Raw genomic sequence first — 12,783 nt, forward strand, 5'->3', positions numbered from 1 at the left:
GACCTGCGCTGACCCATTCGGCCAGCCGCACCTGGGCACCTGGCCTGTCGCCGTTGGGCAGCAAGGCCGGGGGGCGTGCTAGACTCGCCGCTGTTTTTTTGCCTTTTCAACAGAGCGGACCCGATGAAACGCCTGCCCCTCGACGACAGCTTCAAGGTCAATCGCAACCCCGTCACCCTGCGCGAAATCGTGCTCGACAAGTTGCGCAGCGCCATCATGAACTTCCAGCTCCTGCCGGGCGATCGCCTGGTCGAGCGTGATCTGTGCGAGCGCCTGGGCGTGAGCCGTACCTCGGTGCGCGAGGCGCTGCGACACCTGGAATCCGAAGGCCTGGTGGAATTCGCCGACGCCAAGGGTCCACGCGTGGCCATCATCACCCTGGAAGACGCCCGCGACATCTATGAGCTGCGTTGCGTGCTCGAAGGCCTGATCGTCCAGCTGTTCACCCTCAATGCCAAGGCCCGGGACATCCGTGCCCTGGAAAAAGCGTTGGCGGTCAACCGCAAGGCGCTCGAAGAGCGTGCATTGTCCGACGTCCTGAGCTCGGTCCAGGGTTTCTACGACGTGCTCTTCGAAGGCTCGGGCAATCAGGTCGCCGCTACCCAGTTGCGCCAGTTGCAGGCCCGCATCAGCTACCTGCGCGCCACCTCGGTGTCGCAGGAAAACCGCCGCGGCGTCAGTAGCGACGAAATGGAACGCATCGTCACCGCGATCAAGAGCGGCGATCCGATGGCGGCGCACCAGGCGTCCGTCGATCACGTCCGCGCCGCTGCGAAGGTGGCCCTGGAATCATTGCGTCAGCAGCGCAACGACGACCACAAGGTGCGCGACATCGCCGCGCCCATAGCCCTCAACGAACCGCGCATCGGACGCTGACCGACATGGCCACTCCACGGTTTTGCCCCCAATGCGGTGCCTGCGGCCTGAGCCTCGGAATCCCTGCGGGCGATACCCATGAGCGGACCTTTTGCTCCGGTTGCGGCCACATCCATTACGTCAATCCGAAGGTCATCACCGGCTGCATCGTCGAAACCGACGGCAAGTACCTGCTGTGCCAGCGCGCGATCCCGCCGCGCCCCGGCACCTGGACGCTGCCCGCAGGCTTCATGGAAAGCGGAGAAACCACCGAGGAAGGCGCCCTGCGCGAGCTGTGGGAAGAAGCCGGAGTGCGCGCCGAAATCCTCTCGCCGTACTCGATCTTCAGCGTCCCGCGGATCAGCGAGGTGTACATCATCTTTCGCGCGATGGCCCTGGAGATCACCGACGAGTTCGGCCCGGAAACTGCCGCACGGCAGTTCTTCGCGCCGCAGGACATACCCTGGGACAGTATCTACTACCCCGCCATCCGGCAGATCCTGGAGCGCTACATCCAGGAGCGTGCGACCGGTACCTACGGCATCTACATGGGCAACGACGATACCGGCCGCATCCACTTCATGCGCTAGCCGGCGACCGCCTCGCAACCTTCGACGATGATCACTTCGGCCTTCGCGGCGCCCGCACGCAGGGCGGCTGCTTCCTGGTATTCCCTGGACTCGTAACAGGCTTGCGCCTGGGCGTACGAATCGAACTCGATCACCACGCTGCGCTGCGGCGTGGCCCTGCCTTCCATGGCTTGCGAACGCCCCCCACGGGCCAGCAGGCGCCCCCCGAACTGGGCGAAAACCGCCGGCGCGCGCTGGGTGTAAAGCACGTACTGCGCAGGATCGGTAACGTCTACATGAGCAATCCAATAAGCCTTCATTTTCAACTCGACAGGGGGTAATGTACGTATTATGGTATACCACGATTAGGCCAGTTATCCCAGACCAGTCATCCCAGAGAGTGCAGGCATGGCGTTCAACAGCATCGAAGAAATCATCGAGGACTTTCGTCAAGGCAAGATGGTCTTGCTGGTGGACGACGAAGACCGCGAAAACGAAGGTGACCTGCTGCTCGCCGCCGACCGCTGCACGGCCGAGGCCATCAGTTTCATGGCCCGCGAAGCACGCGGATTGATCTGCCTCACCCTCACCGAGGAACGCTGCCAGCGGCTGGGGCTGGAGCAGATGGTACCCAGCAACGGCAGCGGGTTCGGCACCGCGTTCACGGTTTCCATCGAAGCCGCCAGCGGGGTCACCACCGGTATCTCCGCCGCCGATCGGGCGCGCACCGTTGCCGCCGCAGTGGCGCCTCAGGCGGTTGCCGCCGACCTGGTGCAACCGGGCCACATCTTTCCCCTGCGCGCCCGCGAAGGCGGTGTGCTGACCCGCGCCGGGCATACCGAAGCCGGCTGCGACCTGGCGCGGCTGGCCGGCTTCACCCCTGCCGCGGTGATCGTCGAAGTCATGAAAGACGACGGCACCATGGCGCGTCGTCCGGATCTGGAGCTGTTCGCTGCGCGTCACGGCATCAAGATCGGCAGCATCGCCGACCTCATCCACTACCGCTTGAGCACCGAGCACACGGTGACGCGCATGGGCGAGCGCGAGCTGCCTACCGTGCACGGCACGTTCCGCCTGGTCAGCTATGAAGACCGCATCCAGGGCGGCGTGCACATGGCCATGGTCATGGGCGACATCCGCCGCGAAGATCCGACTCTTGTGCGGGTGCACGTCATCGACCCGCTGCGCGACCTGGTCGGCGCCGAGTACACAGGTCCCGCCAACTGGACGCTGTGGGCGGCGCTGCAGAAAGTCGCCGAGCACGGTACGGGCGTGGTGGTGGTGCTGGCCAATCACGAGTCTTCCCAGGCCCTGCTCGAGCGCGTACCGCACCTGACCCAGCCGGTGCGCCCTTATTCGAGTACGCAGACACGCATCTATTCGGAAGTCGGTACCGGCGCGCAGATCCTCCAGGATCTGGGCGTCGGCAAACTGCGTCACCTGGGCCCGCCGCTCAAGTACGCAGGTCTCACGGGCTACGACCTCGAAGTGGTCGAAAGCATCGCATTCCAGGCACCCGGACCGGATGCATCCGCCATGGACGGCAACGGCATCTGAAACAAACGATCGCCCAGGTCGCCACGACCTGACTGCTCCCGATACGCGGGTGTGGAAACAGCCCGCTCAAACAATGACAAATGAGGGCGTACAAGATGGTATTCAAAAAACGTGCGATAGCGGCGTTGGCCGCAGCGACGCTGGCGTTCACGGCAGGCACTGCCGTGGCAGCCGAGACGCTGAGCTTCGTCAGCTGGGGCGGCACCACCCAGGACGCGCAGAAGTCGTCGTGGGCCGATCCGTTCAGCAAGAGCAGCGGCACAGCGGTGGTCATGGATGGACCCACCGACTACGGCAAGCTCAAGGCCATGGTCGAGAGCGGCAACGTGCAGTGGGACGTGGTCGACGTGGAAGCCGATTTCGCCTTGCGTGCGGCCAGCGAAGGCCTGCTCGAACCCATGGACTTCAAGGTCATCGACCGCACCAAGCTGGACCCGCGCTTCGTCTCCGACTACGGCGTGGGCTCGTTCTACTTCTCATTCGTGCTGGGCTTCAACGAAGGCAAGGTCGGCGCCGGCAAACCCCAGGATTGGACTGCACTGTTCGACACCAAGGCCTATCCCGGCAAACGCGCACTGTACAAGTGGCCCAGCCCAGGCGTGTTGGAGATCGCCCTGCTGGCCGACGGCGTCGCTGCCGACAAGCTCTATCCACTGGACCTCGACCGCGCTTTCAAGAAGCTCGATTCGATCAAGAAGGACATCGTCTGGTGGGGCGGCGGCGCCCAGTCCCAGCAGCTGCTGGCCTCGGGCGAAGTCACCATGGGTCAGTTCTGGAACGGTCGGGTCTACGCCCTGCAACAGGATGGCGCTCCGGTGGGCGTGAGCTGGAAGCAGAACCTGGCGATGGCCGACTTCCTGGTCGTGCCCAAGGGCTCGAAAAACAAGGAGGCAGCCATGCGCTTCGTGGCCAACGCCACCGGTGCCAAGGGCCAGGCCGATTTCTCCAATCTGACGGCCTACGCCCCGGTCAACACTGAAAGCGTGCAGCGCCTGGACTCGGTTCTGGCGCCCAACCTGTCGACCGCGCACGTTGACGACCAGATCACTCTGGACTTCGCCTACTGGGCCAAGAATGGCCCCTCTATCGCGACACGGTGGAACGAATGGCTGGTCAAGTGAAGCTGTCCTCGCCCTCCGCCCTCGGCAGCACCGGGGGCGCCGCCGGCGGCCCTGGTGCGCTGCACGCCGCCCAGCCGCGCCCGAGCCTGATCCAGCGCTGGCGCGGGTCGAGCAACCTGATCCCGGCGCTGGTGTTTCTCGGCCTGTTCTTCTTCGCCCCGCTCATTGGCCTGCTGCTGCGCGGCGTGCTGGAGCCGACACCGGGGCTGGACAACTACCGCGAACTGTTCGCCAACTCGGCCTATGCGCGGGTGTTGTTCAACACCTTTTCGGTGGCCGGGCTGGTGACCCTGTTCAGCGTATTGCTGGGCTTTCCACTGGCTTGGGTTATCACCCTGGTGCCACGGGGCTGGGGCCGCTGGATCTTCAGCATCGTGCTGCTGTCGATGTGGACCAGCCTGCTGGCGCGCACCTACTCCTGGCTGGTGCTGCTGCAGGCGTCGGGGGTGGTCAACAAGTTGCTCATGGCCCTGGGCATCATCGACCAGCCATTGGAGATGGTGCACAACCTGACCGGGGTGGTGATCGGCATGAGCTACATCATGATTCCGTTCATCGTTCTGCCGCTGCAGGCCACCATGCAGGCCATCGACCCGATGGTGCTGCAGGCCGGCGCCATCTGCGGCGCCAGTCCGTGGACCAACTTCTTCCGGGTATTCCTGCCGCTGTGCCGCTCGGGACTGTTCTCCGGTGCCTTGATGGTGTTCGTCATGTCGCTGGGCTATTACGTGACTCCGGCGCTGTTGGGTGGCGCGCAGAACATGATGCTGCCCGAGTTCATCGTGCAACAGGTGCAATCCTTCCTCAACTGGGGTCTGGCGAGCGCTGCTGCCGCACTGTTGGTGCTGATCACCCTGGTGCTGTTCTATTTCTATCTGAAGCTGCAACCGGAATCCCCGGTCGGCTCCAGCAATTCGAGGTAAGTCATCATGCTTCTTACCCCCAATGCCATGAGTCGACGCCTGCGCGTGGGCTTGTACCTCACCACGGGGTCGATCGGCCTGTTCCTGCTGTTGCCGATCGTCTTCATCGTGCTGCTGTCGTTCGGCTCATCCCAGTGGCTGGTGTTTCCACCACCGGGCTGGACCACCAAGTGGTACCTGCAGTTCTTCGCCAACCCCGAGTGGATGGCAGCGGCCTGGTCGAGCTTGAAAGTCGCTGCGCTGACCACTGTGTTCGCGGTACTGCTGGGCCTGCCGACGGCCTTCGCGCTGGTGCGTGGCAAGTTTCCGGGCCGCGAGTTGCTGTATGCCTTATTCACCCTGCCGATGATCGTGCCAGTGGTGATCATCGCGGTGGCCGTGTATGCGCTGTTCCTCAAGCTGGGCTACACCGGCACGGTGTTCTCGTTCGTGGTCAGCCACGTGATCGTCGCCCTGCCCTTCACCATCATTTCGATCATCAACTCGCTGAAGCTGTTCGACCAGTCCATCGAGGATGCCGCAGTGATCTGTGGTGCGTCCCGCCTGCAGGCAATCTTCAAGGTCACGTTCCCGGCCATTCGTCCGGGCATGGTCGCCGGCGGCCTGTTCGCGTTCCTGGTTTCCTGGGATGAAGTGGTCCTCAGCGTAATGATGGCCAGCCCCACCCTGCAGACCCTTCCCGTGAAAATGTGGACCACCCTGCGCCAGGACCTGACGCCGGTGATCGCCGTCGCCTCGACGCTGCTGATCGCCCTGTCGGTGCTGGTCATGGTGGCTGCCGAAATCATTCGTCGCCGTAACCCCGTCAACGCCTAGGAGCTGGACATGAGTGCTGTGATCAAACAACAGGCCGTGCAGGCCGGCGACACCCTGGTCAGCCTCCGCGGCCTGAACCGTCATTACGGCGACTTCGCTGCGGTCGACAATATCGACCTGGACATCAAGAACGGCGAGTTCCTGACCTTCCTCGGTTCCAGTGGCTCGGGCAAGAGCACCACCCTGTCGATGCTGGCAGGCTTCGAGACACCCAGTTCCGGCGAGATCCTGGTCAGCGGCCAGTCGCTGGTCAACGTGCCGCCGCACAAGCGCGGTATCGGCATGGTGTTCCAGCGTTATTCGCTGTTTCCGCACCTGTCGGTGCGCGACAACATTGCCTTCCCCCTGGACATCCGCAAGCTGGGCCGCGCCGAGCGTGATCGCAAGGTCGACGCAATGCTCAAGCTGGTGCAGCTCGAGGCCTTCGCACACCGTCGCCCTTCGCAGCTGTCCGGTGGCCAGCAGCAGCGCGTTGCCATCGCTCGCGCCCTGGTCTACGAGCCGCGCATTCTGCTCATGGACGAGCCGTTGGGCGCACTGGACAAGAAGCTGCGCGAAGACCTGCAGGATGAGCTGCGCCAGCTGCACCGGCGCCTGGGCATCACCATCGTCTACGTGACCCACGACCAGGAAGAGGCCATGCGCCTGTCGCAGCGTATCGCGATTTTCAGCCACGGCAAGATTGTCGGGCTGGGCAGCGGCTACGACCTTTATCAGAACCCGCCCAATGCCTTCGTGGCCTCGTTTCTGGGCAACTCCAACTTCCTCAAGCTGACCACCACCAGCAACGGTTCCGGCAGCTTCGAAGGCGCCAGCCTGGGCATGCGCCTGACACCCGGCGCCAATACGGGCCAGCAGGTACTGCTGATGGTACGTCCCGAGAAAGCCCAGGCATTGAGCGCCGCGCAGGCTGCAGAGCAACCGCTGCTGCCGGGCTGGAACCAGATCGCCGCCACGGTCACCGAGACGCTGTTTCTCGGCGAGAGCCAGACCTGCAGCGTCGTGACCCAGGGTGGCACGCCGATGACGGTCAAGGCCTTGTCTGCAGCCGGCATGCCCTTGCAGGCCGGTGAGCAGGTCCAGGTGCGCTGGGCAGCGGCGGATGCCTGCGTGTACACCCAGTGGGAAGACGCTGACCTCAACAAGGCGGCTGGCGCGCACTGAGCCTGCAACGCGCCTTCTACCCCGCAACGCAAAAGGCCCCGAGTGATCGGGGCCTTTTTGCAGGTGCTGTTTCTGTCGGTTCGAACTACTTGGCGTATCCGGCGCGTACCCGCTCTGCGCGCTGTTGCTTGCGCGTGGCCAGGCAGTAGAACAGTGGGCAGGTCACCACGATGCCGACCAGCCAGGAGAGGTCGGCACCTTCGACCAGGTGGGCGTAGGGGCCGACATACAAGGCGGTGTTGGCGAACGGCAGCTGCACGGCAATGCCACAGGCGTAGGCGATGATCGCGTGCCAGTTGAAGCGCCCGTACTGCCCGCCGTCGGCGGCGAAGATCGACTCGATGTCGTAGTTGCCGTATTTGATCAGGTAGAAGTCGATCAGGTTGATGGACGCCCAGGGCACCAACACCAGCAGCAGTGCCAGGATCAAGCCGATGAAGTCCTGGATGAAGTCACCCGAGGCGCCCACCGCCACCAGACAGCAGCCACTCAACACCAGCGCCGACAGCACGATGCGTACTTTCACGCTGGGCGTCCAGTGGGCCACGAACGTCTGCACGGCGGTGACGATGGCCAGGACCGCGCCGTACAGGTTCAGGGCGTTGTGGCTGATGATGTTGAGCAGGAACAGCAGCATCAGCAGCGGGCCCAGCGCCCCGGTGGCCTGCGCCACAGCAGTCATCGCTTCGGTGCCCGGCGGCGTTGCGAGCACCACCACCGCGCCGAAACTGAACGACAGGATGGTCCCCAGGGTGGCACCGGCATAGGTGGCCCAGAACGGTTTGGCGATGCCGATATCGGTCGGCAGATAGCGCGAGTAATCCGACACGTAGGGCGAGAAGCTGACCTGCCAGATCACTCCCAACGACACCGTGGCGATGAACCCCGCCAGGGTGAAGCCACCACGGGTAAGGAAGTCGACCGGCAACGGCTGGCTGAACACATAGGCGAATCCGGCGAGCAGTGCGCCGCCCATCACCCAGGTACCGATCTTGTTCAAGGTATGGATGAACCGGTAGCCCAGCACACCAATGGCGGTGGCGGCCAAGGCGCCGATCACGCTGCCTACGGGCAGGGAGATCGGCTCGACCATCGAGTGGATCGACTTGCCGGCCAGCACGATGTTGGAGATGAAGAAGCCGACATAGATCAATGCGGCGAAAAACACGATCAGCAGCGCGCCGAAGCGGCCGAACTGTCCGCGGCTCTGGACCATCTGCGGAATGCCCAGCCGCGGCCCCTGGGCCGAGGACAAGGCGATGACCAGCCCACCCAGGCAGTGCCCGAGCACGATGGCCAGCAACCCCCAGGCGAGGTTGAGGTTGAACACCTGTACCACCATGGCGCCGGTCACGATCGGCAGGGGCGCAATGTTGGTGCTGAACCACAGTGTGAACAGGTCCCGAGCCCGCCCATGGCGCTCGGTGGAAGGGACCTGCTCGACGGTGTAGCTCTCGATCAATGGGTCTTGCGATGTACGCTCGGACATAGTTTTTCACTCGAGTCTGTTGTTGTTCTTGTAGGAATCCGGATCGATGCAACGACCCGCTTCTGATAGACAGACCATATTACGGTATACCAAGAAAAGGCAAGTGGATCGCTCAGTCCCGCCACCCCAAGCCGTTGCCAGTTGTGTATCTGGCGACTGAAATTCAGGGTTGCACAAACATTTCTTTGGTATACCATCAGACCAACAAATATTCGAATAAACGAGAGGTGCCTTTGATGATCGATGCCGAAATCTACAAACAAGTCATGGGCTCGTTTCCCTCTGGCGTGACCGTGATCACCACGCTGGACGACGAAGGCCAACTGGTCGGCATGACCGCCAGTGCCTTCAGCTCGCTGTCGATCGATCCGGCCCTCGTGCTGTTCTGCCCCAACTACAAAGCCGACTCCTACCCCCACTTGATTCGCAGCAAGCGCTTCGCCATCCATCTGCTTTCCAGCGACCAGCAGGCCGAAGCCTACGCCTTCGCCAGCAAAGGCAAGAACAAGGCCGACGGGATCGAGTGGAGCATGAGCGCTCTGGGTAATCCGGTACTCAAGAATGCCATTGCGGTCATCGAGTGCGAACTGTGGCGCGAGTACGAGGGTGGTGACCACGCAATCATGGTTGGCGCGGTGAAGAATCTGCTGGTACCCAGCGCCCCGCAAAGCCCGCTGGTCTACTGCCGCGGCAAAATGGGCGCCCTTCCCGCTTTCGCCTGACACTCCCATACCCAGGCTGCGGCAAGCCCCCGGCCGGGACGAATCACCGCCAACAGATCCGAGGTAGGCAAGATGAAATTTTCGCTGTTCGTACACATGGAGCGCTGGGACGACAAGACCAGCCACCGGCAACTGTTCGAAGACCTGACCGAACTGACCCTGATGGCCGAAAAAGGCGGGTTCAGCACGGTATGGATCGGCGAGCACCACGCCATGGAGTACACCATCTCCCCGAGCCCCATGCCGCTGCTGGCGTATCTGGCCGGCAAGACCACCACCATCCATCTGGGCGCCGGTACCATCATCGCGCCGTTCTGGCACCCGCTGCGTGTTGCAGGCGAATGCGCACTGCTGGATGTGATCAGCAACGGGCGCATGGAAGTCGGCCTGGCTCGCGGCGCCTACCAGGTCGAATTCGACCGCATGGCCGGTGGCATGCCGGCCAGCAGTGGCGGCAACGCCCTGCGCGAAATGGTGCCGGTGGTGCGTAAACTGTGGGAAGGCGACTACGCCCATGATGGCGAGATCTGGAAGTTTCCCACCTCAACCAGCGTGCCGAAGCCGATCAAGACGCCACCGATGTGGATCGCCGCGCGCGACCCCGACTCGCACAACTTCGCCGTCGCCAACGGCTGCAACGTCATGGTCACGCCGTTGATGAAGGGCGACGAGGAAGTGGTCGATCTCAAGAACAAGTTCGAAACGGCGTTGGCGAACAACCCGGACGTACCTCGCCCGCAACTGATGGTGCTGCGTCACACCCACGTTCACGCCAGTGACGACCCCGACGGCTGGAAGGTCGGCGCCACGGCGATCTCGCGCTTCTACCGCACCTTCGACGCCTGGTTCGGCAACAAGACCACCCCGGTCAACGGCTTCCTGGAACCCAGCCCGGAATCCAAGTTCGCCGAGCGCCCCGAGTTCGAACTGGAGAACATCCGCAAGAACACCATGATCGGCACGCCCGAACAAATCATCGCGCGCATCAAGTACTACCAGGAACTGGGCGTCGACGAGTTCAGCTTCTGGTGCGACAACAGCCTGCCCCATGCAGAAAAGAAGAAGTCGTTGGAGCTGTTCATCAATGAGGTAGTGCCGGCCTTTCGCTAGGCTTGGCAGCATGCAACGAAAGAACCGGGCACCTGCCCGGTTTTTTCATGGATGGCCAACGTGTTCAACGCGCGCAGGCTACCGGCGTCACTCTTGCCGACAACATCATCAGTGGCTGAATCGAGAGGCCGCCTGCATTTCTTCGACAAGGGCCTGAACGAGCCTTTGCGCAGGCAGCTCCCTGGCCAGCGGTGCGCCCTGACCCGCCCACTGGGCTGCAAAATCGTGGCATCCCTTGGCGCTGGCCGCGGCATGCAGGGCTTTGGCAACATCGTAGGCCAACGGATACTCGGCTGGCAGGGGAACGCTGTCGGTTCCGGACTCCAGGTACAGGCGATTCGGAATCCCGCGGGCCGGTCGGCCCGATACATAGCTGGTAACCCGTGTCTGACTCGCCTTCGCGCTTTTCAGCGCCTGCCGGTGCTCTGGGGTTGCACACGACTCCGGACACAAAATGAAAGCCGTTCCCAGCTGACAAGCACTTGCGCCGAGCATCAGCGCTGCATTTATCCCGGCACCATCCATGATCCCGCCGGCGGCAATGACCGGCAGATCCACGGTTTCAACGATGATGCGCAACAGCGCGAACAGGCCCATCTGCTGGTCTTGTCCGAACCCATCATCGAACACCCCCCGATGCCCGCCGGCTTCGTACCCTTGGGCAATGATGGCCTGAACGCCTGCGCGCTCCAGCTGCTGTGCTTCGGCCAACGTCGTTGCGCAACCGATGACGCAGATACCCGCCGACTTGAGCTCATCGATCCACTGCACAGGCGGCGCGCCGAAATGAAAGCTGACGACCGACGGTTTTTCTTCGACGAGCATCTCGAGCATGGCTCGATCATCGACGAAGCTTTTGTAGATTTCTTTCAAGACCGGCGGAGGTGCAGCGTCGAACTCGGGAAAGAAACTTGAAAGATACTGCAGCCACGCATCGTTTCTGGCGTGGTCGAACGCAGCCGGGCGATGGCAGAACATGTTGACGTTGAAGGGCTTGTGGGTGAGCGCCCTGGTCTGCCGGATCAACTCACGCCCCTGCTCTGGCGTACTGGCCCCCAGACCGATGGAGCCCAATGCACCGGCATTGGAAACAGCTGCTGCCAATTGCGGCGTCGAGACACCTACCATGGGCGCTTGAACGATCGGATGCGTGATCCCCCATTCGGACAGCATGTCGGGTTTCGGCATTTCTCATCCCTCCTCTCGATTGGTCGTGCCGGTTAGCGATCCGACCTGACCAGTGCTAGACCAACGCCTCTGCAGGTCCGAAAAACTCATAATGCGCCTGACCGTCCGGTACGCCCATGTCTCGAAGCGTTCGCTTCATGAATGCCATGAACGGTTTGGGGCCGAGAAAGTAGGCATCCACGTTGCGGTCAGCGGGCAACCATTGCTGCAGCTGCTCTATCGAAGGCATGCCGACGGCATCAGGCTGCGCCCCTGCATCGGTACTGGCCTCGTTGTAAACGATGTAGGCCCTGAACTGCGGGAAACGTTGCTGCCATTCACGAAGCTGGTCTCTGAACGCTTGAGCCTGGGCATTTTTTGCATAGTGGATGAATACCACAGGACGATCACCTGCCTGCAGCGCAGTTTCACCCATAGCGATCGTCGGCGTGATACCCACCCCGCCACTGATCAGCACCAATGGCTTGGTACCTTCTGCAAGCGTGAAGTTGCCGGAAGGTGGAAAGAGCTCGAGCACTGACCCAGCGATAATCTGGTCGTGCAGATAATTGGAAGCCACACCACTGGGCTCGCGCTTGACACTGATGCGCAGCCCCACCCCCGAGGATGGCGCCGACAGCGAGTAACTGCGCCGGCACTCGTTCCCATCGATGTTCAGGCGCAGGCTGATGTACTGGCCCGGTTCATGCGCAATGACGGGTTCGCCATCGACCGGTTCCAGGTAGAACGAGGTGATCTCGCTGCTTTCAGGCACCTTGCCGGCGACCCGGAACATGCGCCCGCCGCGCCACCCACCGGGTGCGGCGGCGACGTTTTCGTACACCTGTTCTTCAGCACTGATCAAAATGTCGGCCAACTGCTGATAGGCTGCCGCCCATGCTGCTATCACTTCATCAGTGGCGATTTCTTCACCCAGCACTTCACGAATCGCGCGCAACAGGCAAGCACCCACGATCGGGTAGTGCTCGGGAAGAATCTGCAGCGCAACGTGCTTGTTGACGATCTGGCTTGCCAGCGGTCCCAGGTTTTCCAGACGATCGATGTTGCGGGCATACATCAGCACACCGTTCGCGAGCGCCCGAGGTTGCGAGCCGTTTGCCTGATGCGCCTGATTGAACAAAGGCCTGACCTCTGGATGGCCATCCAGCATGATGTTATAGAAATGCGTAGCCAGTGCCTCACCCCCCGTTTCCAGCAGGGGGATGGTCGCTTTGATGATGTCGCGCTGAGCTTGAGTGAGCATGTGAACTCCGGATGCAGATGGGTGCT

13 protein-coding genes are annotated in these 12,783 nt (G+C 62.4%); 9 read left to right on the plus strand and 4 right to left on the minus strand.

Annotated elements, in window-relative coordinates; all coding sequences use genetic code 11:
• The first annotated feature begins 123 nt into the window (after positions 1-123).
• Positions 124-876, plus strand: coding sequence for a GntR family transcriptional regulator (locus IFT44_RS03520; RefSeq protein ID WP_122477690.1), 753 nt, complete (start codon positions 124-126; stop codon positions 874-876).
• Between the two features lie 5 nt (positions 877-881).
• Positions 882-1,445, plus strand: a complete 564-nt coding sequence (locus IFT44_RS03525; RefSeq protein WP_192055357.1) for an NUDIX hydrolase — start codon at positions 882-884, stop codon at positions 1,443-1,445.
• On the opposite strand, the gene IFT44_RS03530 is transcribed toward IFT44_RS03525, so the two are convergent.
• Positions 1,442-1,744, minus strand: a complete 303-nt coding sequence (locus IFT44_RS03530) for a DUF1330 domain-containing protein (RefSeq protein ID WP_122477686.1) — start codon at positions 1,742-1,744, stop codon at positions 1,442-1,444. The two genes, IFT44_RS03525 and IFT44_RS03530, sit on opposite strands and share 4 nt — an antisense overlap.
• Positions 1,745-1,832: 88 nt before the next feature.
• On the opposite strand from IFT44_RS03530, the gene ribBA reads away from it, so the two are divergent.
• The 5 genes from ribBA (at position 1,833) to IFT44_RS03555 (ending at position 7,005) form a co-directional block, all read left to right on the plus strand.
• Positions 1,833-2,981 (plus strand): bifunctional 3,4-dihydroxy-2-butanone-4-phosphate synthase/GTP cyclohydrolase II, encoded by a 1,149-nt coding sequence (gene ribBA / locus IFT44_RS03535; RefSeq protein ID WP_192137328.1) that lies wholly within the window; start codon positions 1,833-1,835, stop codon positions 2,979-2,981.
• A gap of 95 nt (positions 2,982-3,076) precedes the next feature.
• Positions 3,077-4,102 (plus strand): ABC transporter substrate-binding protein, encoded by a 1,026-nt coding sequence (locus IFT44_RS03540; protein WP_122477683.1) that lies wholly within the window; start codon positions 3,077-3,079, stop codon positions 4,100-4,102.
• A complete protein-coding gene (locus IFT44_RS03545; RefSeq protein WP_192137330.1) occupies positions 4,087-5,025 on the plus strand; it encodes an ABC transporter permease in 939 nt (312 codons plus the stop codon). Before IFT44_RS03540 ends, IFT44_RS03545 begins: the two co-directional genes overlap by 16 nt.
• Positions 5,026-5,031: 6 nt before the next feature.
• The gene (locus IFT44_RS03550; protein WP_122477679.1) at positions 5,032-5,841 is read left to right on the plus strand and encodes an ABC transporter permease; all 810 of its coding nucleotides are present in this window, start codon (positions 5,032-5,034) and stop codon (positions 5,839-5,841) included.
• Positions 5,842-5,850: 9 nt separating this feature from the next.
• A complete protein-coding gene (locus IFT44_RS03555; protein ID WP_192055362.1) occupies positions 5,851-7,005 on the plus strand; it encodes an ABC transporter ATP-binding protein in 1,155 nt (384 codons plus the stop codon).
• Positions 7,006-7,090: 85 nt separating this feature from the next.
• Here the strand turns inward: IFT44_RS03555 and IFT44_RS03560 are convergent, their stop codons facing one another.
• Entirely contained in the window at positions 7,091-8,494 is a 1,404-nt protein-coding gene (locus tag IFT44_RS03560; protein WP_192059734.1) for a purine-cytosine permease family protein, read from the minus strand.
• Positions 8,495-8,730: 236 nt separating this feature from the next.
• Here IFT44_RS03560 and IFT44_RS03565 point away from each other — a divergent pair, with 236 nt between their 5' ends.
• Both IFT44_RS03565 and IFT44_RS03570 read left to right on the plus strand, forming a co-directional pair.
• Complete coding sequence (locus IFT44_RS03565) at positions 8,731-9,216, plus strand: flavin reductase family protein (protein ID WP_122477673.1); 486 nt, start codon at positions 8,731-8,733, stop codon at positions 9,214-9,216.
• A gap of 72 nt (positions 9,217-9,288) precedes the next feature.
• Positions 9,289-10,326 carry an LLM class flavin-dependent oxidoreductase gene (locus IFT44_RS03570; protein WP_122477671.1) on the plus strand — a complete coding sequence of 346 codons (1,038 nt, stop codon included), beginning with the start codon at positions 9,289-9,291 and terminating at the stop codon, positions 10,324-10,326.
• A gap of 108 nt (positions 10,327-10,434) precedes the next feature.
• Here the strand turns inward: IFT44_RS03570 and IFT44_RS03575 are convergent, their stop codons facing one another.
• Both IFT44_RS03575 and hmpA read right to left on the minus strand, forming a co-directional pair.
• Positions 10,435-11,514, minus strand: coding sequence for an NAD(P)H-dependent flavin oxidoreductase (locus IFT44_RS03575; RefSeq protein ID WP_192175420.1), 1,080 nt, complete (start codon positions 11,512-11,514; stop codon positions 10,435-10,437).
• Between the two features lie 55 nt (positions 11,515-11,569).
• The gene (gene hmpA, locus IFT44_RS03580) at positions 11,570-12,757 is read right to left on the minus strand and encodes an NO-inducible flavohemoprotein (RefSeq protein WP_192137336.1); all 1,188 of its coding nucleotides are present in this window, start codon (positions 12,755-12,757) and stop codon (positions 11,570-11,572) included.
• Positions 12,758-12,783: the final 26 nt, after the last annotated feature.

This window comes from Pseudomonas sp. CFBP 13710, from assembly GCF_014842235.1.
In the GTDB taxonomy this organism is placed as follows: Bacteria; Pseudomonadota; Gammaproteobacteria; order Pseudomonadales; family Pseudomonadaceae; genus Aquipseudomonas; species Aquipseudomonas baltica.

Bases quoted from the DNA above. Each gene is read 5' to 3' on its own strand.
- ribBA (WP_192137328.1), top strand. From the start codon at position 1,833: ATGGCGTTCAACAGCATCGAAGAAATCATCGAGGACTTTCGTCAAGGC.
- IFT44_RS03560 (WP_192059734.1), bottom strand. From the start codon at position 8,494: ATGTCCGAGCGTACATCGCAAGACCCATTGATCGAGAGCTACACCGTC.
- IFT44_RS03565 (WP_122477673.1), top strand. From the start codon at position 8,731: ATGATCGATGCCGAAATCTACAAACAAGTCATGGGCTCGTTTCCCTCT.
- IFT44_RS03530 (WP_122477686.1), bottom strand. From the start codon at position 1,744: ATGAAGGCTTATTGGATTGCTCATGTAGACGTTACCGATCCTGCGCAG.
- IFT44_RS03550 (WP_122477679.1), top strand. From the start codon at position 5,032: ATGCTTCTTACCCCCAATGCCATGAGTCGACGCCTGCGCGTGGGCTTG.
- IFT44_RS03540 (WP_122477683.1), top strand. From the start codon at position 3,077: ATGGTATTCAAAAAACGTGCGATAGCGGCGTTGGCCGCAGCGACGCTG.
- IFT44_RS03555 (WP_192055362.1), top strand. From the start codon at position 5,851: ATGAGTGCTGTGATCAAACAACAGGCCGTGCAGGCCGGCGACACCCTG.
- hmpA (WP_192137336.1), bottom strand. From the start codon at position 12,757: ATGCTCACTCAAGCTCAGCGCGACATCATCAAAGCGACCATCCCCCTG.
- IFT44_RS03575 (WP_192175420.1), bottom strand. From the start codon at position 11,514: ATGCCGAAACCCGACATGCTGTCCGAATGGGGGATCACGCATCCGATC.
- IFT44_RS03545 (WP_192137330.1), top strand. From the start codon at position 4,087: ATGGCTGGTCAAGTGAAGCTGTCCTCGCCCTCCGCCCTCGGCAGCACC.
- IFT44_RS03525 (WP_192055357.1), top strand. From the start codon at position 882: ATGGCCACTCCACGGTTTTGCCCCCAATGCGGTGCCTGCGGCCTGAGC.
- IFT44_RS03570 (WP_122477671.1), top strand. From the start codon at position 9,289: ATGAAATTTTCGCTGTTCGTACACATGGAGCGCTGGGACGACAAGACC.
- IFT44_RS03520 (WP_122477690.1), top strand. From the start codon at position 124: ATGAAACGCCTGCCCCTCGACGACAGCTTCAAGGTCAATCGCAACCCC.